General features: G+C 68.1%; 17 protein-coding genes. 5 read left to right on the top strand and 12 right to left on the bottom strand.

Annotated elements, in window-relative coordinates:
• Window positions 1-6 precede the first annotated feature (6 nt).
• Window positions 7-1,866 carry an EAL domain-containing response regulator gene (locus GQ674_RS17930; RefSeq protein WP_159498159.1) on the bottom strand — a complete coding sequence of 620 codons (1,860 nt, stop codon included), beginning with the start codon at window positions 1,864-1,866 and terminating at the stop codon, window positions 7-9.
• A 45-nt stretch (window positions 1,867-1,911) separates the two neighbouring features.
• A complete protein-coding gene (locus GQ674_RS17925) occupies window positions 1,912-2,541 on the bottom strand; it encodes a DUF4126 domain-containing protein (protein WP_159498158.1) in 630 nt (209 codons plus the stop codon).
• 183 nt (window positions 2,542-2,724) lie between these two features.
• On the opposite strand from GQ674_RS17925, the gene GQ674_RS17920 reads away from it, so the two are divergent.
• The 5 genes from GQ674_RS17920 (at window position 2,725) to ampE (ending at window position 6,368) form a co-directional block, all read left to right on the top strand.
• A complete protein-coding gene (locus GQ674_RS17920; RefSeq protein WP_159498157.1) occupies window positions 2,725-3,477 on the top strand; it encodes a DUF6776 family protein in 753 nt (250 codons plus the stop codon).
• Window positions 3,478-3,481: 4 nt separating this feature from the next.
• A complete protein-coding gene (locus GQ674_RS17915) occupies window positions 3,482-3,943 on the top strand; it encodes a polymer-forming cytoskeletal protein (RefSeq protein WP_128096610.1) in 462 nt (153 codons plus the stop codon).
• A gap of 47 nt (window positions 3,944-3,990) precedes the next feature.
• Window positions 3,991-4,380 carry an iron-sulfur cluster insertion protein ErpA gene (gene erpA, locus GQ674_RS17910; RefSeq protein WP_038685803.1) on the top strand — a complete coding sequence of 130 codons (390 nt, stop codon included), beginning with the start codon at window positions 3,991-3,993 and terminating at the stop codon, window positions 4,378-4,380.
• A 73-nt stretch (window positions 4,381-4,453) separates the two neighbouring features.
• Window positions 4,454-5,359, top strand: a complete 906-nt coding sequence (nudC, locus tag GQ674_RS17905) for an NAD(+) diphosphatase (protein WP_159498156.1) — start codon at window positions 4,454-4,456, stop codon at window positions 5,357-5,359.
• 115 nt (window positions 5,360-5,474) lie between these two features.
• On the top strand, window positions 5,475-6,368 hold the full coding sequence (ampE, locus tag GQ674_RS17900; protein ID WP_159498155.1) for a regulatory signaling modulator protein AmpE: 894 nt from the start codon (window positions 5,475-5,477) through the stop codon (window positions 6,366-6,368).
• A gap of 39 nt (window positions 6,369-6,407) precedes the next feature.
• On the opposite strand, the gene GQ674_RS17895 is transcribed toward ampE, so the two are convergent.
• The 10 genes from GQ674_RS17895 to GQ674_RS17850 form a co-directional block, all read right to left on the bottom strand.
• Window positions 6,408-6,827, bottom strand: a complete 420-nt coding sequence (locus GQ674_RS17895; protein ID WP_159498154.1) for a DUF2752 domain-containing protein — start codon at window positions 6,825-6,827, stop codon at window positions 6,408-6,410.
• Window positions 6,827-7,186 carry a CD225/dispanin family protein gene (locus tag GQ674_RS17890; RefSeq protein WP_159498153.1) on the bottom strand — a complete coding sequence of 120 codons (360 nt, stop codon included), beginning with the start codon at window positions 7,184-7,186 and terminating at the stop codon, window positions 6,827-6,829. Before GQ674_RS17890 ends, GQ674_RS17895 begins: the two co-directional genes overlap by 1 nt.
• 54 nt (window positions 7,187-7,240) lie before the next feature.
• A complete protein-coding gene (locus GQ674_RS17885; RefSeq protein WP_201290176.1) occupies window positions 7,241-7,663 on the bottom strand; it encodes a DUF2752 domain-containing protein in 423 nt (140 codons plus the stop codon).
• Window positions 7,664-7,728: 65 nt separating this feature from the next.
• Window positions 7,729-8,007 carry a CD225/dispanin family protein gene (locus GQ674_RS17880; RefSeq protein ID WP_159498152.1) on the bottom strand — a complete coding sequence of 93 codons (279 nt, stop codon included), beginning with the start codon at window positions 8,005-8,007 and terminating at the stop codon, window positions 7,729-7,731.
• A gap of 214 nt (window positions 8,008-8,221) precedes the next feature.
• Entirely contained in the window at window positions 8,222-10,111 is a 1,890-nt protein-coding gene (locus tag GQ674_RS17875) for an MFS transporter (RefSeq protein WP_159498151.1), read from the bottom strand.
• Between the two features lie 257 nt (window positions 10,112-10,368).
• A complete protein-coding gene (yccS, locus tag GQ674_RS17870; RefSeq protein WP_159498150.1) occupies window positions 10,369-12,546 on the bottom strand; it encodes a YccS family putative transporter in 2,178 nt (725 codons plus the stop codon).
• 226 nt (window positions 12,547-12,772) lie between these two features.
• On the bottom strand, window positions 12,773-14,842 hold the full coding sequence (locus GQ674_RS17865) for a TonB-dependent receptor (RefSeq protein ID WP_159498149.1): 2,070 nt from the start codon (window positions 14,840-14,842) through the stop codon (window positions 12,773-12,775).
• Window positions 14,843-15,056: 214 nt separating this feature from the next.
• Window positions 15,057-18,182 (bottom strand): efflux RND transporter permease subunit, encoded by a 3,126-nt coding sequence (locus tag GQ674_RS17860; RefSeq protein WP_159498148.1) that lies wholly within the window; start codon window positions 18,180-18,182, stop codon window positions 15,057-15,059.
• Window positions 18,183-18,216: 34 nt separating this feature from the next.
• Window positions 18,217-21,447 (bottom strand): efflux RND transporter permease subunit, encoded by a 3,231-nt coding sequence (locus GQ674_RS17855; protein ID WP_159498147.1) that lies wholly within the window; start codon window positions 21,445-21,447, stop codon window positions 18,217-18,219.
• An 88-nt stretch (window positions 21,448-21,535) separates the two neighbouring features.
• Entirely contained in the window at window positions 21,536-22,783 is a 1,248-nt protein-coding gene (locus GQ674_RS17850) for an efflux RND transporter periplasmic adaptor subunit (RefSeq protein ID WP_159498146.1), read from the bottom strand.
• Window positions 22,784-22,839 lie beyond the last annotated feature (56 nt).

The raw sequence follows: 22,839 nt of genomic DNA, 5'->3' as shown, positions 1-22,839 counted from the left end.
TCGTCATCACAACACCGCGTTGTGGAAGTCGAAGTTCAGTTCACTGCCTGCCGACTGCACCATGTTGCCCTGGATGAAGTCGACCCCGCCCATCCACATCGCGGCCGCCGCCTGGGGGTCTTCGATCTGTTGACCGATGATCTGCAGGCCGGCGCGGTGCGCGTTGTCGATGGCGGCCCGCAGTTCGTCACGGGTGCGCTGGTTGGCGTGGCTGCTGGAGAAGCGCGCGGCCATGCGCACGTAGGTCAGCGGCAGCTGGGTGAGCAGTGCATCGGCTTCGCTGCCCGGCTCGAACTGGCTCAGGCAGAAACGCACGCCGACGTCGGCCATGCGCGAACAGAACTGCTGCAGCGTGACGGTGTGGATCAGCGCATCGGGCAGGCGCACGTCGATGACCAGGGCCTCGCCGGCGATCTGCCGGCGCGCCAGCGATTCCAGCAGCCAGTCGGCGAAGGCATCACGCGCCAGCGTGCGCAGCGACTGCGACACGAACAGGCTCAGCGGCTGGGTGGCATGCCGGTACAGGTCGAGCAGGCCGAGTGCGTGGTCCAGCACCTGCTGGTCCAGGTCGGCGATGCGCCCGGCGGCTTCGGCCGCCGGAATCACCTGGCCGGCAGCGAGCACCGTGCCATCGGCCTGGCGCAGCCGCAGCAGCACCTGGTACTGGGCGGTATTGCCGCCGGCAACGGCCACGATCGGCTGGTAGGCCAGTTCCAGCTGGCCTTCGAGCAGGGCCAGGTGTTCCTGCGCGGCGACATCCTCGCGGCGCACATGCGCGGCGACACCGGCGGTAAGCAGGCGTGCCTGCAGGGTGGTGCGTTCCACCGCTTCCAGCGCGGTACCGGCATCGCTGAAGCCCAGGGAGAGCTGTGCATGCCCGACCACGCCGCGCAGGTGCACCGACTCGTCGTCGCGGATCACGAAGGCACGGCCGGACAACTGTTCCCGCAGGTGCTGGGCAACGCTGTCCAGGCTTTCCTCGTCGATGCCGCGGGCCAGCACCAGGAAGCTGTTGTCGTTCAGGCGCGCGAGCAGGTGCGGCTGCGCGCTGTCGGCCAGGCGCTGCGCGGCCTGCACCATCAGGCGCTCGAACGCGGCGTAGCCATACCGTTCGCGCAGGCCCAGGGCACTGGCCACTTCAATGAAGAACAGGCCGCCGTGGTCGCGGTGGGCCAGCGACGCGGCCAGCTGCTGCATCACATGGTGCCGGGTCGGCAGGCCGGTTTCGGGGTTGTTCATGGCCGGCGCGCCATTGGCACCGGGCTGGGTGGCGGCCTGCGCACGCGCACGGCGGATCCGGTTGGACACCGCGGCAATGAGGTGGCGCGGACGGATCGGCTTGCTCAGGAAATCGTCGGCGCCGCTGTCGAGCACCTCGAACTGGCGCTCCGGGTCCGGGTCGCCGCTGAGGAAGACGATGGGCAGCAGCTGTTGGCCGGGCTGCTGGCGAATCAGCGCGGTCAGGCGCATGCCGTCCAGGCCGGGCAGGTGCAGGTCCATCAGGATCAGGTCGGGACGGTTGTCCGCGATGGCCTGCTGCACGCCCTCGGCGTCGCTGTGCACGATGGCTTCCATCCCGGCCCCGTGCAGCACGCTCTGCGCGAACAGGGCCTGGGAGCGGTCGTCTTCGACGATCAGCACCCGGTAGGGCGCATCCAGGCCCAGCGGGGAGGGGGCGTCTTCGCGCGCCTCCACCTGCGGCAGCGGCGGCGGTGCCGCTGCGATGGCCGCGGTAAGCGGCACCACGTTGCTCGGCGCGGCGGCGACCGGCGCGGCGCTGCCAACCCACCGTTGCCAATGGTCGGCGGGCGGGGTTTCAGCGCGCGTGGCGCGGGCGGATGCAACAACGTTGTCGGTGACGGCCATCAATACTCCCAGTCTGCGACGCAATTATGCCGTGCCTGGCTGTGCCTACGGTGGCAGCACGTCGCGATTTGGCAGGGCACCCGGGCGCTCGGCGGCCTGCCCGAGCAGCCAGCGCATGCCCTTCCACAACGTGCGCCACACCCACCACACCACCAGCGCACCGACCAGGCTGCAGCCGACCACCACGATCAGCGCCAACCACGGGTGGGCCAGCGCCAATGCCAGGCCGCCCACCACCACGGTGTCCTCGGCGGCCGAGGCCACCCAGTTGCTGGCCGGTTCCGGTGAGGTGTTGAGCAGGGCGCGGGTGCCGGACTTGAGCCCGTGGCTGGCCAGCGCCACCCCGGCCCCGGCGACCAGCGCGGTGCCGCTGAGTTCGCCGCCGGGCGACAGGGTGGCGGCGGCCAGGAAGGCGCCGGCCGGCACCCGGGCCAGGGTCTGGACCAGGTCCCAGACCGAATCCACCCCGGGGATCTTGTCGGCGAAGAACTCGGCGACCGCCAGCACCGCCGAGGTGCCCAGCACCCAGTACGATTCGGTGGCCTGCAGGGCCGGCGGCAGGTCCACCCAGCCGAGCAGCCCGGCCAGGCCCACGCCGAACACGGTCAGGTAGACGCGGATGCCCGCCAGCCAGGCCAGCAGGATGCCGACGACAAACAGATGGGCTTCGGTCATGACGCGCGCTCCGCCTGCAAAGTGTGCACAGGCCCACACTATCGGGGATGACGTCAATGAACGCCACCGCCGGCCACACCCGTCGGCGCGTGAAATCGCCCGACCCTGATTTACACTAGCCAGTCGCTCGTTCCGACAGGGGCCGTGCCGGTATCGCCAAGCGCGCTGCCGCGGACAACCGCCATGAACTCTCCGACTCCATCGCGTATCCAGATCCGCCGGCCCGGCACGCCGCCCGTGCAGGATCGCCGCCGTCTGGCCCTTCTGGCCGGCGTGTGGCTGGTCAGCGTCATCCTGGCCGTCCTGATCGGGCGCTGGACCGCCGGCCCCGGCGGGGATGCCGGCAAGCGGCTGGACGCCGCCGAGGCGCGCGCGGAAAGCCTGAACAAGCAGGTGGTCGAGCTGCAGCAGCGGCAGGCCACGCTGCAGGCGTCGGACCGCATCAGCCGGGCCGCCAACAATGAAGTGCAGGCCTCGCTGGGCGAGCGCGACGAGGAAATCGCCGGCCTGCGCGCCGACGTGGCCTTCTACGAGCGGCTGGTGGGCGCCACCAGCCAGCGCAAGGGCCTGAACACCCATTCGGTCGAATTCAGCCCGGAAACCGGCGGTACCTGGCAGTACGCGGTCGTGCTCACCCAGAACCTCAATCGCGGCGCCATCAGCCAGGGCCAGATGCGTTTCACGGTGGAAGGCGTCAAAGGCGGCAAGCTGACCTCGGTCAGCTGGGACGAGCTGCACCAGCGCACCAAGGTGCCGGGCCAGGACTATTCCTTCCGGTACTTCCAGCAGCTCACCGGCAGCATCATCCTGCCGAAAGACTTCACCCCGCAACGTGTGCGGGTCACGCTGGGATCGGGCGCGGGGGGCGCCACCCAGGTTTTTGATTGGAAGCAGGCCGGCGCACCGGCGGCACCATCGGCGAAAGAAGGGGAGTAAGCCCATGTTTGGCAGCAACAAATCCAACCGCGACGGACATCTGGTCGTGGACGCGCTGATCGGCGCACAGGTGGTGATCCGCGGCGACGTGGAGTTCAGCGGGGGCCTGTATGTGGAAGGCACCATCCTGGGCAAGGTGATCGCCGCCGAGGGGGCAGCCAATGCCACCATCACCCTGGCCGAGCAGGGCAGCATCGAGGGCGAGATCCGCGCCCAGGTGGTGGTGATCAGTGGCCGCCTGGACGGCGACGTGCACGCCACCGAAAAGGTGGAACTGACCCCGACCGCGCGCGTGGCCGGCAACATTCACTACCAGGTGGTGGAGATGAACGCCGGCGCGCAGCTGACCGGTCGCCTGATCCATGGCAGCGCGCAGATGGCCGCGCTGCCGCCGCCGGCCGACGAAACCGCCGGCAAGGGCAAGGACGGCGCGGCCCGCAAGAAGCTGGCCGAGGCCATGGCCTGAACGGCTGAACGCTTGAAAGCGTGCCCATGCGCCCCCATGCTGGGGACATGAGCACGCTTGTTTCCCTGCCCGGCGCACCTGTCGCCGCGCCGAACTACCAGTCGCTGGACCGTCCCCTCAACTTCACCGAAGCCGCTGCGGCCAAAGTGAAGGAATTGATCCAGGACGAGGCCAGTACCAGTCTTGCCTTGCGTGTGTACATCCAGGGCGGTGGTTGCTCCGGCTTCCAGTACGGGTTCGAGTTCGATGAGAACCGTGCCGAGGATGACCTGGCGGTGGACACCAACGGTGTCACCCTGCTGGTGGATCCGCTGAGCCTGCAGTACCTGATGGGCGCCGAGGTGGACTACACCGAAAGCCTGACCGGCGCGCAGTTCGTGATCCGCAATCCGAACGCCAAAACCACCTGCGGCTGCGGCAGCAGTTTCAGCATGTGATGTGTCTGGCGCTGCCGACCCTATCGGTCGGCTGGCGCTTGCCACTGTGATCGAATGTGGGCAGGCTTGCCGCATGTCGACATTTTCTACGCCGCTGTCCGGCTTTGCTTTCACCACCGATCCCCTTGAACGTGCCGATCCGCTGCGCCAGGACGCCGACGCGCTGGCGCGGCTGTGGCCCGATGCGCACGTGCTGGTGCTCGACACCGACGGCCGCGCGCTGGCCGGCGACGATGGCCAGCCGCTTGCGCTGACAGGCGCACAGGTCGGGGGCGGGCCGGGAACGGCGATCTTCCTGGGCCTGCGCGGTGAGCGCGCCTGGTTCTCGCTGGAAGCGGCGAGCGTGGATGTCACCGCGCCGCAGCGGGTGGACCTGCGCGAGTCGGCCACCACGTGGTCTGCCGCCGATGCCAGCGCGTTCTGCTATGCGCGCGGGATGTCGTACTGGCAGTCGCGCACGCGCTTCTGCGGGGTGTGTGGCGGCGGCATCACCTTCGCGCGCGGCGGCTTTGTCGGGCGCTGCGCGCAATGCGGCACCGAGCACTATCCGCGGGTCGACCCGGCGGTGATCGTGGCGGTGGAAAACAACGGGCGGTTGCTGCTCGGGCGGCAGGCCAACTGGGCACCGCGCCGCTATTCGGTGCTGGCCGGGTTCGTCGAGCCGGGCGAATCGCTCGAGCAGACCGTGGTGCGTGAAGTATTCGAAGAGAGCAAGGTGCGCGTGCGCCACTGCCAGTACCTGGGCACCCAACCCTGGCCGTTCCCGGGCGCGTTGATGCTGGGCTTTGCGGCCACGGCCGAAGACGACGTGCCCACCGTGGACGGCGAGCTGGAAGATGCACGCTGGTTCACTGCCGAGGAAGTGGGTGCGGCGCTGGCCCGGGATGTCGAAGACGACGGCGAGGGCATCCGTCTGTCGCCGCCGATTTCAATCTCGCGCAGCCTGATCGAGCACTGGTACCGCCAGCAGGTGGGCTGAGTTTCCGGCCTGCGTTGCCGCTGGCTGAACACGTAGCGGCGTACATTACCAACGGCCCGGGGAATTGCCGGGTCGCAAGGCATAGTAGCGGCCACGATCCGCGCCGGAGGCATACATGTTCACCACCCTGGTTGCCGTGCTGGTCGCCCTGGCCCTGGGCCATGTCGCACCCGCTGCGGCCGTGGCGCTGCGCGGTTTCGGGTTCTACCGGCGCTGGCTGCAATGGCTGGATGCGCATGCGGCGGAAAACGGATTCTGGCGCAGCCGCCAGGGCTGGGTGCTGGCGCTGCTGCCGTGGGTGCTGGGCGTGGTGCTGCTGCAGTGGGCGTTGCACGGCCGCGTGTTCGGTCTGCCGTCGCTGCTGCTGGGCGTGGCCACCCTGGTGATCTGCTGGGGTCCGCGCGACCTGGATCGTGACGTGGAAGCGGTGATCGACGCCGATGACGCCCCCACCCGGCACGCCGCGATCGCCCAGCTGCAATCGAGCGGCGGCAGCCTGCACGAGGACGTGTCGTCGCTGGTCGAGGCCACCGTGCTCAACGGCCTGCGGCGCTGGTTCGCGGTGCTGTTCTGGTTCCTGCTGCTGGGCCCGGTGGGCGCCGTGGCGTATCGGTTGCTGGCCTTGCTGGCGGTCGGCCCGATGCGGTCGCTGGCCACGCTCGACGGCGCGGTGGGTGCACGGGTAGTGCTGGGCTGGCTGGAATGGCCGGTGGCCCAGCTGATGTCGCTGTCGATGGCCCTGGTGGGCAACTTCGACACCGCCTACAAGGCGTGGCGGCAGGCGCACGGCAACCAGTGGGCGACCTCGACGGTGTTCCTGGGTGCGGTGGCGCGGGCCAGCGTAAGCGCCGAGCTGCGCGAAGAAGCACACGACTACAGTGATGCCGGGATGGTGCCGGTGTGGCGGCGTCTGCCGGAGCTGCGCGATGCGATGAGCCTGGTGTGGCGGATGCTGCTGCTGTGGATGGCCGCGCTGGCCCTGCTGGTCATTGCCGGCTGGGTAACCTGACCCCGCGTAATGCCGGGTTCTACCCGGCATCAAGCAAACCTATCCCGGCGCAAGCCAGTCGAACGGCGGCCACGGCAGGTTGCGCGCCACCCAGTACAGCGGCAGCAGCGTCAGCCAGAACGCAGGCTTCATCAACAGCGTGATCAACGGCTGCAGCCCGCGCGGGCGCCAGCCCAGCGCCCACCCCAGTACCAGCGGCGCGACCGCCAGCATCGCCATCGCCAGCGGGTTCATCGACAGCGCGGTGAGCACATCGCCATGGACCAGCGCATGCAGCGCCCGGGTCAGCCCGCACCCGATGCAGTAGTAACCGGTGACGGCCAGGAAACTGCATGGCGGAAACGGGCTGTTGGCCGCGTTGGGATCGAAATGGCGGAGCGCCCAGATCCCCGCCCCGGCAGCGAGGGCCGCCGGCGGCAGTGCGGCCAGCAGCCAGCGCCTGTCGCGCAGCCGTGCCATCAACGGCTGTTTTCGAGCTGGCGCTGCAGTTCCTGGATCTGGTCCATGTAGCCGTCGGTGCCGGCCAACACCAGCCACAGCACCGAGAACACGGTCGCGGCGATCAGGATGCCGGTGGTGACCCAGGCCCAGATCTTCGCGTTCTTCGAGGCCTGACGTGCGGCCACAAGGTCGCCCTGGTTGAGCAGCGTGTTGACCTTGCTGGCGAACACGATGGCGACGATCCCGGTGGCGATCGCCGGGAAACTCAGGCACGACACGCAGCACAGGAAGAACGACACGATGGTGACCACGATCGACCAGATAAGGTGGTTGGGCACGGTGCCCGACGCGGGCGGCAGCGGCAGGGTGGCATTCATTGGTCGAGCTCCAGGGTCATGAAAGGGGGCTGTGCGGGGTGCGTGAGCGCAGGCTCAGCCCGGCGCAAGCCAGGCAAACGGCATCCACGGCAGGTTGCGAAGCACCGCATATCCCACCAGCAGCACCAGCCAGAACATCGGGCTGGCCAGCACGCGCATCAGCGGTTCAAGCACGCGCGGGCGAATCCCGGCACCGTGCAGCAGCATCAACAGCAGGAACGGCAGCGACACCACCAGCAGCGGATTCATCGCGAAGGCGCCTTGCCAATCGAAATGCACCAGCGAGTACAGGCAGCGCGTGCTGCCACAGCCTGGGCAGTACAGGCCGGTCAGTGCGTACAGCGGGCACCCTGGCAGCGGACTGTTGGCGCCATAAGGGCTGACGTTGCGCAACACTACGACGGCGCCTGCACCCAGGCTGGCCACCAGGGCCGTGGGTGCCCAGCGGGCAAGCGTGGTTCGGGAAGGCAGGGCCATGATGCGCGAACGGCCGGGCCGGTGAACCCCATGCAGGGTCACCGGCCAGGCCGTCCCGGTGCTGATCAGTAGCCGCTGTTGCTCAGCGCGCCCAGGCCGCCCATCGCCATCACCAGCACGACGTACAGCACGGCAACGATGACGCCGGCAATGGCCGACCACATGGCCCACTTCTTCGCCTTCTCCGACGAGTCGCGCGCACCGGCGAGGTCACCCGCGGCAATCTTGCCGTTGACCTGGGCGGCGTAGACGATCGACACGATACCGCCCGGCAGGCAGCAGAACAGGGTGGCCAGGATGGCCCAGACCAGGTGGTTCGGGATTTGTGCGGCAGTGGTGTTCATCTGAAAAGCTCCATTTTCTTGGGTGGATTGGACGGGCGTGAAACGGGGTACAACGCACGCACACACAGTGGCATCGTCATCGAGCGGTGCAACAAACGGTACGCATGATTTTTGGCCGCCGCCGCGCTGGCCTGCGCGGATCGGACGTCCCCCGGCGCTAATTTACCCGATGGGCGCCCGGATGTATGCGTTTACATGCAGACGGCACTAGGCCTCAGCCATTTTCTCCGCGAAGCTGCCGTACCTGCTGTTCAAGGGCCTCGGCGGTGACGGCCTGCCCGGCCAGTGCTGGTGCGGCGGCCACCTCGACATGCGCGCGGAAGCGACGCGGCACGCGCATGCGGCCCAGCCGGGTGTCGCGCCGGCTCCACATGCTGGCCCACATGCCGCGCAGCGCCATCGGCACCACCGGCACCGGGCGCCGTTCGAGGATCTTCTCCACGCCGGACTTGAACGCGCCCATCTCGCCATCGCGGGTGAGCGCGCCTTCGGGGAAGATGCAGACCAGCTCGCCGTCGGCCAGGGCCTTGTCCACTTCGTCGAAGGCGGCCTGCATCAGCGCGGGGTCCTCGCGCGCGCCGGCAATGGGAATGGCCTTGGCGGTACGGAAGATCCAGCGCATCACCGGGATGTTGAAGATCTTGTAGTACATGACAAAGCGCACCGGGCGCGGGATGGTCGCCGACAGGATCAACGCGTCCATGTAGCTGACGTGGTTGCACACGATCAGCGCAGCGCCTTCGTCGGGCACATTGGCTTCGATGCCGTGCAGGCGCAGCCGGTACAGGCCGCGCACCATCACCCAGCTGAGGAAGCGCATCAGGAATTCGGGGACGATGGTGAAGATGTAGATCGCCACCACGGCATTGGCGATGGCCAGCGCCAGGAACAGCTGGGGGATGGTCCAGTGCAGGAACTTCTGCGTGACCAGCGCGATCATCGCCGCGCCCACGATGAAGCCCGAGTTCTGGATGTTGAGCGCGGCGAACACGCGCGACATCTCCGACTTCGGCGTGCGGCTCTGGATCAGCGCGAACAGGGGCACCACGAAGAAGCCGGTGAACAGGCCGATGCCGATCAGGTCGATGATGATGCGGAGGCTGCCGGGCTGGGCAACGAAGGCACCCACCCCCAGGCCAGCCGCGGTGGCCGTGCCGGCGCGGGCGAAGTACAGGTCCAGCATGAAGGCGGTCATGCCGAAGGCGCCCAGCGGCACCAGGCCGATTTCCACCGTGCGCCCGGACAGCTTTTCGCAGAGCAGCGAGCCCACGCCGGTGCCGACCGAGAACAGCGCCAGCGCGAAGATGTACAGGGTGGGTTCGCCGCCCAGGTTGACCACCGCGTAAGTGGGCAGCTGCGAGGTGAGCATGGTGCCCACGAACCAGAACCAGGACACGCCCAGGATGGCGTTGCGCACCGCCTTCTGCTTCTTGGCCAGGCGCAGCACGGCCAGCGATTCGGGGATCGGGTTCCAGTTGATCTTCAGGTCCGGCGCGCCCGCATCCACCTTCGGGATCATGCGCGCGGTGATGTTGCCGAAGATGGCCAGGGCAATCACCGCGGTGGCCGCGACCACCGGGCCGAAGCTGCCGGCCAGGGTGAAGATGATGCCGCCGCTGATCATGCCGGTCAGGATCGACATCGAGGTGCCCATCTCGACCAGCCCGTTGCCGCCGGTGAGCTCTTCCGGGCGCAGCACCGAGGGCAGCACCGAATACTTCACCGGGCCGAACAGGGTGGACTGCAGGCCGGTGCAGAACAGGGCGACCAGCAGCACCGGCATGCTCTGGGTGAGGAAGCCGACGGCGGCCAGCGACATGATCGCGATCTCCATGGTGGTGGTGATCACGATCAGCCGCGATTTTTCCAGTTTTTCGGCGATCTGCCCCGCCAGGGCCGAGAACAGGAAGTAGGGCAGGATGAAGATGGCCGGCGCCAGCGTGGTGTACAGCGACTGCTCTTCCTGGCTGACGCCGAGGTAGAACAGCAGGCCGATGATGGCCTGCCGGTACACGTTGTCGTTGAACGCACCCAGCGACTGGACGATGAAGAACGGCAGGAAGCGACGCTGTTTGAGCAGGGCGAACTGGCTGTGGCCGGACATGGAAACTCCTTGCGAACCGGCGCAGCCTAGCACGCAGCCGGGAGGCCCCCGGCGTTGCGCCGATCAACGGCAGCCGGGCAGAGCCCGGCGCTACGGGGACGGTCGTATGGCGTTGCGGCGATCGACGGCAGCCGGGCAGCGCCCGGCGCTACGGGCGCGGTCGTATGGCGTTGCGGCCATCGTCGGCAGCCGGGCAGAGCCCGGCGTTGCAGGAGCTGTCGTAGAGCGGGGCTCTGCCCCGCTGCCCCGCAGACCCGTCACCGCAGGGTGCGCGCGGCCTCGTTGGCGGCGCCGCGCAACTTGGGCAGCAGGCGCAGCATCAGGCCCATCTGGGTGCGGATCAGCTGCAGCTTGGGCGGCATGTCGTCGGTGATCTGTTCCAGCTGCTCGGCCAGGGCGCGGTCGCCGTCGTTATCGGCTTCCTCCACCGGTTGGCGCTGCTCCAGCGCCGCGGCGATCTGCTGCATGGCCTGTTCCACCCGCTCGCCGCCGGCCAGCGCCTGGGCGTCCTGCGCGTAGCTGTCCACCTGCGCACGGTGCGCGCCGAGCGCCGACAGATGCCCCAGCAGGGTGTTGGAGAGCGCCAGGAAGCGGAACCCGGCGTCCAGGTTGCGGCGCACATGGCCCGGCTCGCGCAGCATGTTCGACAGCGCGGTGGACAGCGCCGCGTCGGCGTTGTGCATGTCGCGGCGGGCGATGCGGTACGCCAGATCGTCCTGCATGCCGCTGCCGTACTGGCCCAGCACGGCATCCAGGTAGCGCGCGCAGTTGGCCAGCACGCGGGCCATGACCAGGTTCAAGCGGCGGCCCTGCCAGTCGGGCAGGATCAGGAAGGCCGCCGCCGCAGCGATCGCGCAGCCGAGCAGGGTGTCGACCAGGCGCGGCCAGATCAGCAGGAAGCCGTCGCCGATCAGGTTGAAGCAGGTCAGCGCCATCACCGTGATCGCCGCCGATGCCACCAGATAGCGGTCGCTGCGGGTGAAGAAGAACAGCAGCGCCGACAGCAGGGCGATCAGAAGTTCGATGCGCAGGTCCTGGAACAGCTGCATCAGCGCCCAGGTCAGCACCAGCCCGATCAGGGTGCCGGCGATACGCTGGGCCAGCCGCTGCCGGGTGGCGCCGAAATGCGGGCGGCACACGAACACGATGGTGAGCAGCACCCACGAGCCGTTCTGGGCGTTGACCAAGCGGATCACCGCAAAGCCGACGATCAGGGCCAGCGCCATGCGCAGGCCGTGGCGGAACAGCACCGAGCCGGGGGTGAGCTGCTGGCGGATGCGCACGAACATTTCGCGCAGGGTGTGCGGATTGGTGTCGCGCAGGCGGGTGTCGACGTTGTCCAGGGTGGCGTCGGATTTTTCGGCCTCGGACAGGCGCCGCTCGATGCTCTGCAGGTTGTGGCCGAGCAGCTCCAGCGATGACAGCAGGCGCTGCCACTGCGGGTTGTGCTGGGCACGCAGCCAGGTGAGCGAATCGGTGAGGTCGGCGGTGGCCTGCTTGGTGCGCTCGCCGTACTGGAACGGGCGGCGCAGGCGGATGGCCAGGCCGAGGTTGGCGCACGCCTCGCCCTGCAGGGCAAGCAGGCGCTGGCAGCGGTACAGCACGTCGCTGTGGAAGAACGCCTCGGTGAGCGCGCCGTACGGATAGTGCGACGAGCTGGCGCGTTCGTGGAAATCCTGGGCCATGTAGTACAGGCGCAGGTACAGGCCGGACTGCACGCCGGGCCGACCGGAGCGGCCGAAGCGGGCCAGGATGGCGACCTTGGCGATGTTCAGCGCCTCGACCACGCGGCGGTTCTGTTCGGCCAGGGCCAGCTGGCGCTTCTGTACGTCAGCATCGCGGATGGGTTCGAACAGGTCGGCCTTGAGCTGCAGGTAGCGGCCCAGTTCCAGGTACAGGCGGGCGACGCGTTCGCGCACGGGGCGGTTGGCGAACAGGGCGGTCCACAGGATCGAGAGCAGGCCGTACCAGAGCGCGCCGGCGAGCAGGTGGCTGACCGCGCTGATGGCCTGGGCGCGGTCGCTGGCGCCGTGCTGTTCCAGGCCGATCATGGTGTAGATGGCCAGGGTTACGGTGGCCTGGGCGATGGACGCGTAGCGTTCGCCGAGTGCACCGAGCAGGGTGAGGCCGAAGGTGGACACGGCCAGGGCGGTGATGAACAGCCAGGGCCAGGCGAACAGTTCGACCACCGCGGCGGCCGCGATGACGAAGCAGAGCAGGGAGAGGGCGACCGATTTGGTCCGGCCCCACCAGTTGTCGTCGGTTTCGGCGATGGCGCTGGCGATGATGCCGAGGAACACGCCGGGCAGCGCGGGCAGCTGGTCCAGATGCCAGCACAGGCCCATGGCCACCGACAGCGCAATGAGTACCCGCAGGCCGTAGCTGGCCTTTTCATGCGCCCACAGGCGGCTCAGGCGGGATTCTCGGGCGGACATGCAGGCTCGCGGTGCGGGGCAGCCCATTATTGCGGGTGTGGGGTGAAGGGGATAGCGCCAATCAAGGGTGGGCAGGACACGCCGTGAAGACGACCTTGTAGGATCGCTTGCGCCATCCATGGCGCAGGACGGTCCCGCCAACCCCCCCACACCGAGCCCCGACAGTGGGTCGGTGCGCAACGGAGAAGCAGGTAGTGCCGCGCCATGCGCCGCACCACTGGACCGGTCAGAGGTCGAAGCGCACGCTCACTGCGAAGGTGCGCGGGAGGCCGACGCCGGCGTTGGACCAGTATTTTTTGTTGGTCAGGTTCTCCACGCCGGCGCGCCAGGTGACCGGGTGGCCGTCCAGCTGCATGCGGTAGCCGACGCCGGCGTTGACCAGGGTGTAGTCGGGCAGCTTGAGGGTGTTGTCGGCGTCGTAATAGACATCGCCGTAGTAGCGGGCCAGCGCGTAGACGCTCAGGCCGTCTACCTGCGGGATGCTGTAGTCGGCGTGCAGCACGCCCTGCCAGCGGGCGGCGCCGGCGGTGCGGTTGCCCTGCTGGGCAGCGCTGTCGGGGGACAGCTTGTCGTAGGTGGGGTCGAGCCAGGTGACGCCGCCGCCGACGGTGAGGGCGTCGGTCAGGCGGACGTCGCCGCTGAGTTCGACGCCTTCGTAAAGGGTGATGCCGTCCTGCACGAGCAGCTTGCCCGCGCTGGTAAGACGGTCGATGTTGGCACCGCGCTCCAGGCGGAAGGCGGCGGCGTTGGCGTTCCAGCGCGGGTACTCGATCTTGGCGCCGATCTCGTATTGCTTGCTGATGGTCGGGTCGAGCACGGTGCCGGCGTTGAGGTAATCGCTGCCGACGCGGCTGCCCGCTTCCAGCGATTCCACGTAGCTGGCGTACAGGGTGACGGCGTCGGCCGGCTTGTACATCAGCGCGTAGGTGGGGGTGACCGGGTAGGTGTGGTAGGCGCCCTTGTTCTCGAAGTCGTTGTAGCGCGCGCCGGCCAGCAGCGACCAGCCCTCGGCGAAGCTGACGGTGTCACTGACGAACACGGCCTGCTGCACGGTTTCGCTGCCGCGGCTGAGCACGCGTGAGCCCACGGCATCGTGGCGCAGCACCGGGCGCTGGTAGATGTTGCCGCGGCCGATGGTGGTCCATTCGTACGGACGGTCCCAGCCCAGGCCGGTCTGGTGCGAAACGCCGGCCACTACCTGGTGCGACAGCGGGCCGGTGTCGAAGCGACCCTGCACGAGGGCCTGGGCCAGCTTCCACTCGCTCTTGCCGCCCAGCTCGTAGGTGTTGATGTTGTAGTCGCCGTTGGCGTTGTCGATGTAGGCGAACACCTTGTTGACGTCGTTCCAGGAGGTGGTCACGCCGTAGCTCAGGCTGGCCTTCCAGTCACTGCTGATCTGCCAGTTCAGTGCCGTGGAGAGCAGGCTGGAGCGGGTGTCGTAGTAACTGCCGTCGATGCTGTTGTCGATGTTGCCGGCCAGCGGGCGCGGCAGCTCGGTGAGGCCGATGAAGTAGTACTGCGGCGACTCGTTGCTGAGATCGCGCGACTGGAACACGCCGTCGAGGGTCCAGGTGAGGCTGTCGCTCAGGCGTGCATCCAGCGACAGGGCGCCGACCTTGCGATTGACCTCGCCGCCGTTGAAGGTTTCGCCCTTCTCCTGGTAGGCATTGAAGCGGTAGCCGAACATCTGCTCATTGCCGAACCGGCCGCCCACGTCGACCTGGCCGCTGACGATGCCCGCCTCGCGCCAGCCGAGCTGGCCGGCGAAGGTGAGGGTGTCGGTCGGCTTCCTGGTGACATAGTTGACGATGCCGCCGGGCTGGCCGAAGCCATACATGAACCCACCAGGGCCCTTGAGCAGTTCCACCTGTTCCATCACTTCCAGCGGCCATTCGGTACCCCACGAGGACACCTGCAGGCCGTTGACGCGATAGCTGTCGTAGCTGAGGTCGATGCCGCGGTTGCGGATCGGCGAACTCCAGCCGCTGGCGTACGCACTGACCTGGGTGACCACGGAGGGGTCGGTGAGGAACGCGTCGCCGAGCGAGACCACCTGGCGCTTCTCGATCTCGTCGCGGCCGACCACGGCGATCGCGAACGGGGTGTCACGCACGGCGCGGTCGCCGAGGGCGCCGGTGTCGGTGTGGGTGCGTTCGGCGGTGACCTTGATGGCGTCCAGATCCGTGGCCGAGCGGGCGCGCGCTGTGCCATCGGGGGTGGACTGGGCATGCGCGGCGCAGGCCAGCGACAGCGCAACGGCCAACGTGGCCAGGCGGGGCAGGGAAGCGGACAGCATCGATGGGTTCCTTGGCGGACAGCACAACGCCGTCCGCGATCTACAGATGGCGGGGGAGAGTCGATGGCTGGATCGCGCTGGCTGGCCGGGAACCCGGCAGCGGGGGCACCGCGAAGGGGATGCAGGACCGTGGCTGGATGCGAATTGTTCGCGTTTTGTTGCGTGGCGTCAAACCGTGGCGTACCGACCGGGGGCACCGACCCACGGTCGGTACCTAGCGGGCGAGGGCGCTGCGCTTCAATGCGCGCCGTTCGCGGCGGCGCGTACGGCGGTTGACCCAGCGCTCGCGCAGGCACGAGAAGATCACGTACAGCGCCGGCGTGCTCAGCAGGGTCAGGCTCTGCGAGAACAGCAGGCCGCCGATCATCGCGATGCCCAGCGGGCGGCGCAGTTCGGAGCCTTCGCCCAGGCCGATGGCCAGCGGTACCGCGGCCAGGATCGCCACCATGGTGGTCATCATGATCGGGCGGAAGCGCACGATGCTGGCCTCGCGCACCGCATCGTGCGGGCTCTTGCCGTGCTCGCGCTGGGCCACCACCGCGAAGTCGATCATCATGATCGCGTTCTTCTTGACGATGCCGATCAGCAGCACCAGCGCGATCATCGAAATCACCGACAGCTCGGTGTTGGTCACGAACAACGCCAGCAGCGCGCCTACGCCTGCGGCCGGCAGCGTGGACAGGATCGTTACCGGGTGCACCAGGCTTTCGTACAGCATGCCCAGCACCAGGTACACGGTGATGATGGCGGCCAGCACCAGGATCAGCATCGAGTTCGGATTGAGCTGCACGTTGAAGCCGCCGCCATCGCTGATGCGGATGTCGCCGGGCAGGCGCAGGCCGTCCACGGTGGACTTGATGATCGCCTCGCCCTCGCCGGTGCTCACGCCCGGGGCCAGGTTGTAGCTCAGGTCCATCGTGGTGTACTGGTTTTCATGGGTGATCTGCGGCGGTGCCAGCCCGGGCACCTGATGCGCCACGGCGGTCAGCGGGATCATCTCGCCGTTGCCGGCACGCACGTAGATCTCATCCAGCGCACGCGGGGTGGCGGTCTGTTCGGGCAATGCGTTGACCACCACGCTGTACTGGTTGATATCCGAGTAGATGGTGGAGATCTGGCGCTGGCCGAACGCGCCGTACAGCGCGCCGTCGATCGCACCCACCGACACGCCCAGGCGCGCGGCCTTGGCACGGTCGATCACCACGTTCTGGCGCAGCCCGGCGGTGTCCACGTCGGTGCCCACGTCGCGCAGTTTCGGATTCTTCTTCAGCGCGGCCTGCACCTTGGGCAGCCATTCCTGCAACTGGGCCAGGTCATTGCCCTGCAGCGACACGCGGTATTGCGCGCCTTGGCTGTTGCCGCCACCGCCGTCGCTGGGCAGATCCTGGATCGCGCGCAGGCGCAGCTGCAGGTCGGGATAGCGGTCGGCCTTGGCGCTCAGCCGTGCCAGCGCCAGCGCGGTGGTTTCCTTGCGGCCTTCCTTGCGGGTCTTCAGCTGCACGTTGAACTGCGCGCTGGAGCCCTGGCGGCCACTGCCCAGGCGCACGCCCACGGTCTTCACCGCCGGGTCGGCCATCAGCATGTCGGTGATGCGGCGCTGGCGGTTGACCATGTCCTCGAAGGACACCGTGGCGCTGGAGTTGGCGCGGCCCCAGATCAGGCCGGTGTCCTGGGCCGGGAACGAACCCTTCTTTACCGCCCCGCCCAGCATCACCGTGGCCACGATCAGCAGGATCGGGGTGAGCGACAGCAGCAGGGCGTGGCGCAGCGAGAAGTCCAGGCAGACCGTGTACACGCGCAGCATGCGGTCGTGCGCGGCGTCCAGGAAGCGGCCGATCCGCGAGGGCTTGTCCGGCTCGGCGTGCGCGCTCAGGAAGCGACTGCACAGCGCCGGGGTGAGCGTGAGCGAGACGATCATCGACACCACGATCGCCGCCACCAGGGTGATGGTGAACTCGCGGAAGAACGCGCCCACCATGCCGCTGGCAAACAGCAGCGGGATGAATACCGCCACCAGCGAGGCGGTGATGGAGACGATGGTGAAGCCGATCTCGCGCGCGCCGGTCAGTGCGGCCTGCATGCGGGGCATGCCTTCGTCGAGATGGCGCATGACGTTTTCGATCACCACGATCGCATCGTCGACCACGAACCCGATCGCGATCACCAGCGCCAGCAGGCTCAGGTTGTTCAGGGTGAAGCCGAACACGTACATCACCAGCGCCGCGCCGGCCAGCGACAACGGCACGGTGACCGCCGCGATCAGGGTCGGCGCCAGCCGGCGCAGGAACAGCGCCATGGTCAGGATCACCATCGCCAGGCTGATCAGCAAGGTGATCTGCACTTCGTGCAGCGACGAGCGGATGGTCGGGGTGCGGTCGAAGTACGGGGTCATCACCGTGCCAGGCTGCAGGTAGTCGCGCAGCATCGGGATCTGCGCCTTGACCCGGTCCACGGTCTCCACGATGTTGGCGCCGGCGCGGGTGAACACATACATCACCACCGCCGGTTTGTGGTCGAACCACGCGGCCTGGTAGGCGTCCTGCTGGCCGTCGTAGACGTTGGCCACGTCCTTGAGGCGGATCACCCGGCCATCGTCCTGGGTCTTGATGACCAGGTTGGCGAAGTCGGCGGCGCGCGCCACCGAGTCGTTGGCGATGATCGCGGTGGTGGTGTTGCCGTCGGTGAGGAAACCGGTGGGCGAGGTCACGTTGGCCGCGCGTACCGCGTTGCGCAGGTCATCGGGGGTGAGGTTGAGCGCGTTGAGCAGGCGCAGGTTCACGTCCACCCGCACCGCCGGCGTGGACGCACCGGCGATATCCACCGAGGACACCCCGCTGATCTGGCGGATGCGCTGGGCCAGCAGCGAGTCGGCGACGTTGTACAGCTCGTCGGCCGACTGGGTCTGCGAGGTGAGCGCGATGGCGATCACCGGGTCGTCGTTGGGGTTGGCCTTCTGGAACATCGGCGAGCCGAGCCCGGACGGCAGGTCGGCCTGGGCCGAATTGATCGCGGTCTGCACGTCCAGTGCGGCCGAGTCGATGTCGACCCCGCTCTGGAAGATCATGAAGACCAGCGAGCTGCCTTCGGAGCTGGACGAGCGCATCTGATCCACGCCGGGCAGCTGGCCCAGGTGGCGTTCCAGCGGCGCGGTGACCGTGGAGGCCATGGTGGTGGCGTCCGCGCCGGACTGGCTGGCGTGCACGAAGATCACCGGAATCTGGATGTTCGGCAGCGCCGATACGCCCAGTTTCAGGTAGCAGAACAGGCCAACCACGAACAGGCCGATGGCCAGCAGCGCGGTGCCGATCGGGCGGCGGATGAAGGGGCCGGAAATGTTCATGCCGACGCCTTCGGCGTGCACGGGCAGCAGCGGTTCATGCGCGGTCCTGGGCGCTGGCGTGGCGCAGCGCGCGCTGCTCGCGGCGCTCGCGCATCCACTCGGAGAAGCGTTCCATGTACAGGTAGATCACCGGCGTGGTGTACAGGGTGACCAACTGCGACAGCAGCAGGCCGCCGACGATGGCAATGCCCAGCGGGCGGCGCAGTTCCGAGCCGATGCCGGTGCCCAGTGCCAGCGGCAGCGCGCCGAGCATGGCTGCGGCGGTGGTCATCATGATCGGGCGGAAGCGCAGCAGGCAGGCACGGCGGATCGCGTCGTGTGCGTTGGCACCGGCGCGGCGCGCTTCGATGGCGAAGTCGACCATCATGATGCCGTTCTTCTTGACGATGCCGATCAGCAGCACGATGCCGACGATGCCGTCCACTGACAGCGGCAGCCCGCACACCATCAATGCCAGCAGCGCACCGACGCCGGCCGGGGGCAGGGTTGAGATGATGGTGAAGGGGTGGATGTAGCTTTCATACAGCACGCCCAGCACGATGTAGATCAGCACCAGCGAGGCCAGCAGCAGCCACACCACGTCGGTCTGGCTGCCGGTGAATTCGGCGGCCTTGCCGATGAACTGCGCATGCACCTGCGAGGGCATGTCCAGGCCGGCCTTGGTCTCTTCGATGGCCTTGACCGCGTCGGAAAGCGAATACCCCGGGGCGATGTTGAAGGACACCGTCACCGCAGGCAGCTGCTGCTGGTGGCTCACCACCAGCGGGGTGCTGGTGATCTTGCCCTCGGCCAGCGCCGCCAGCGGGATGATGTTGCCCGCGCCCACCGGAATTCCGGTGTTCTGCGCACCGATGCCGGTGGCGGTGGACGAGTTGGACGAGCTGACCTGGCCGAAGTTGGTGGCGTTGCTGCCGGTCAGCGCGCCGGCGCCGTTGGAGGCCACCGCCAGCTGGTTCATCAGCGCGGTGCTGGTGCGGAATTCCGGGGCCACTTCCAGCACCACGCGGTACTGGTTGAGCTCGGTGAAGATGGTGGAGATCTGGCGCTGGCCGAACGCGTCGTACAGGGTGTCGTCGATGGTCTGCATCGGCACGCCCAGCACGCTGGCCTTGTCGCGGTCGATGGTCAGTTCCAGCGCACGGCCCTGGTTGGACAGGTTGTTGTCCACGTCGGCCAGTTCCGGGCGCTGGCGCAGCGCTTCGGTGAGGCGGGTGGCCTGCAGCGCGACCTGCGCGCTGTCCACGTCCGACAGCGAGTACTGGTACTCGGTGGCGGCCACGCGGGTGTCCAGGGTGACGTCCTGCACCGGCTTGAGGTACAGCGCCACGCCGGGAATACCGGCCACGGCCTGCTGCAGGCGCGGCAGGATCTCATCCAGCCCGTCGCGGTCGCCGCGCTCCTTGAGCACGATCGACAGCTGGCCCTGGTTGAGGGTGGGGTTCATGCTGCCGGCGCCGATGAAGGCCGACACGCCAGTCACCGCCGGGTCCTTGCGCAGCGCCTCGGCCACGGCCTTGGTGCGCTGTTCCATCTGCGGGAAGGCGATGTTCTGGTCGGCCTGGACCACGCCGGTGATCAGGCCGGTGTCCTGCTCGGGCAGCAGGCCCTTGGGGATCACCACGTACAGCAGCACCGTGAGCACCAACGCGCCGGCGGCCACCGCCAGGGTCATGCGTTGGTGGTCCAGCACCCAGTCCAGGCTGCGCTCGTAGGCCCCCACGGTGCGCGTCCACAGGTTTTCCTTGCCGGCCGCCGCCGCGCGCTCGTGGGCGTCTTCGCCTTCGGGCAGCGCGTCGGGCTTGAGCAGGTAGGCGCACATCATCGGGGTGAGCGTCAGCGAGATCAGCATCGACAAGGTCACCGCGATGCTCAGCACCCAGGCGAACTCGTGGAACAGGCGTCCGGTCACGCCGGGCATCAGCAGCAGCGGCAGGAACACGGCCACCAGCGAGATGGTCAGCGACAGCACGGTGAAGCCGATCTGGCGCGCACCGATCTCGGCCGCTTCCGGGCCGCTCTTGCCCTGTTCGATGTAGCGCACGATGTTCTCGATCATCACGATCGCGTCGTCGACCACGAAGCCGGTGGCCACCACCAGCGCCATCAGCGACAGGTTGTCCAGCGACATGCCGGCAAAGGCCATCACCCCGAAGGTGCCGGCCAGCGACAGCGGCACCGCCACCGAGGGAATGATGGTGGCCCACAGCCGGCGCAGGAACACGAAGATCACCGCCACCACCAGGCAGATGGTGAGGATCAGGGTGAACTGCACTTCATGCACCGAGGCGCGGATGGTCTCGGTACGGTCGGAGAAGATCTCCAGGTGCACGTCGGCCGGCAGCACGTTCTGCAGCTGCGGGATCAAGGCGCGGATGCGCTCGACGGTCTGCACGATGTTGGCGCCCGGCTGGCGGCGCACTTCCAGCAGCACCGCCGGCTTGCCATCGGCCCAGGCGGCCAGCTGGTCGTTCTCCACGCCATCGACCACGTTGGCCACGTCCGACAACCGCACCGGGCGGCCGTTCTTGTAGCTGATGATGGTGTCGCGGTACTCGGCGGCGCTGGTCAGCTGGTCGTTGGTGCCGATCGAATAGGACTGGGTCTTGCCGTTGAGCGAGCCCTTGGGCGCGTTGACGTTGGCCTGGGTCAGCGCGCTGCGCAGTTCTTCCAGGGTCAGGCCCATGTTGGACAGCTGCGCCGGGTTGACCTGGATGCGCACGGCCGGGCGCACGTTGCCGGCGATGGAGACCAGGCCCACGCCCTGCACCTGCGACAGGCGCTGGGCCAGGATGGAGTCGGCGTAGTTGTTGACCTCGCGCAGCGGGCGCGTGTCGGAGGTGAGCTTGAGGGTGACGATGGCCGCGTCGGCCGGGTTCACCCGGTTGTAGACCGGCTGGTAGGGCAGCGAGGAGGGCAGCGTGGCCTGGCGGATCGCGGCCTGTACGTCCTGGGCGGCGATGTCGATATCGCGGTCCATCGAGAACTGCAGGATGATTGTGGACAGGCCGGCCGACGAATCGGAGGTCATGATCTCCAGCCCGGAGATCTGTCCGAACTGGCGCTCCAGCGGGGTGGTCACCAGCGAGGCCATGGTGGTGGCATTCGCACCCGGGTACTGGGTGGTCACCACCAGGCTGGGCGCGTCGATCTCCGGCAGCGCCGACACCGGCAGCTGGCGGTAGCCGAGGATGCCGAGCAGCAGCAGGCCCGCCATCAACAGCGAGGTGGCGATCGGGCGGCGGATGAAGATCGTCGAAAAGCCCACGGGCGGATCCTTGCTGTTACGTCATGCGGCGTTGAAGCGGGCAGACGCCGGCCAGCGGGCCGGCGTCGGGAACGTCAGGCGGGCGCGCTCAGCGCGGACCGCCACCGCGGCGGCCACCACCGCCCTTGTCCTGCTGGGCGGCGGCCTTGAGCTCGGCGTCGGTCGGCGGCGCCGGGGTTTCACCCGGCTTGAGCGCGGTGACCTTGCTGCCCGGCTTGAGCCGGAACTGGCCTTCGCTGACCACGCGTTCGCCGCCCTTGAGCCCCTCGGTGATCTGCACATTGCTGTCGCCCACTTCCACGCCGCTCTTGACCGTCTGCATGGCCACGGTGCTGTCGGGCTTGACGATGTAAACGTACTCGCCGTCCGGGCCGCGCATCACTGCCTGGGTGGGGATCACCACGCCACCGGCGATGGTGCGCAGCTGCATGCGCACGTTGACGAACTGGCCCGGCCACAGGCTGTTGTCGCTGTTGTTGAACAGCGCACGGGCGCGGAAGGTGCCGCTGTCGCTGCTGATCTGGTTGTCCACCACGTCCAGGGTGCCGCCGTCGGTGAGCACGTGGGAATCGTTGCGGTCGAGCGCGGCGATGGTGACCGGTCCGGCTTTCTGGGCCTGGCGCACGTCGGGCAGCTGGCGCTCGGGCAGGTTGAAGACCACGTGGATGGGGTGGATCTGGGTCAGGGTGACCAGCGCGGTGCCGGCGCTGACGATGTTGCCGGCGTCCACCGCGCGGATGCCGGCAATGCCGGAGATCGGGGCGGTGACCTTGGTGTACTGCAGCTGCACCTGGGCGGCGCGCATGCTGGCGTCGTTGGCGGCGACCGCGCTTTCGAACTGGGCCACCTGGTTGCGCTGGGTGTCCAGGTCGGTCTTGGCCACGTACTGGCGGTACTCCGGCGAATTGGAGCGCTGGTAGTTGGAGCGTGCGGTGGCCAGCTGCGCCTGGTTCTGGCGCTTGGCCGCGGCGGCTTCATCGAAGCTGGCCTGCAGGGTGCGCGGGTCGATCTGGGCCAACACGTCGCCCTTCTGGACTTCCTGGCCTTCCTTGAAGTTGATGCTGATCAGCTGGCCGCCGACCTGGGGGCTGACGGTGACGGTGTTCATCGCCGCCACGGTGCCCAGCGCGCTGGCGTAGACCGGCACGTCCTGGCGGGCGGCATCGACCACGGTCACCGGGACCGGGCCGGCGTTGCGCTCCTGGCCTTCCTTGCCGGCACTGGCGGCGGTGGTGTCCGCGTTGCCCTTCTTGCCGCCGCCGAGCATGCGCACCCCGATGAAACCCACCACCAGCACTGCGACCACCAGCAGCACGATCTTCCAGAAACGCGACATTCATCTAACTCCTGAGGCTGGCGGAGGGCAGGGCCCAAATGGCTGGTGCAAAGCAT

The sequence above is a fragment of the Stenotrophomonas sp. 364 genome, assembly GCF_009832905.1.
Classification (GTDB): domain Bacteria; phylum Pseudomonadota; class Gammaproteobacteria; order Xanthomonadales; family Xanthomonadaceae; genus Stenotrophomonas; species Stenotrophomonas maltophilia_AP.
Note: the sequence above shows the minus strand (reverse complement) of the source record. Positions and strands in the feature narration are given on the sequence as shown.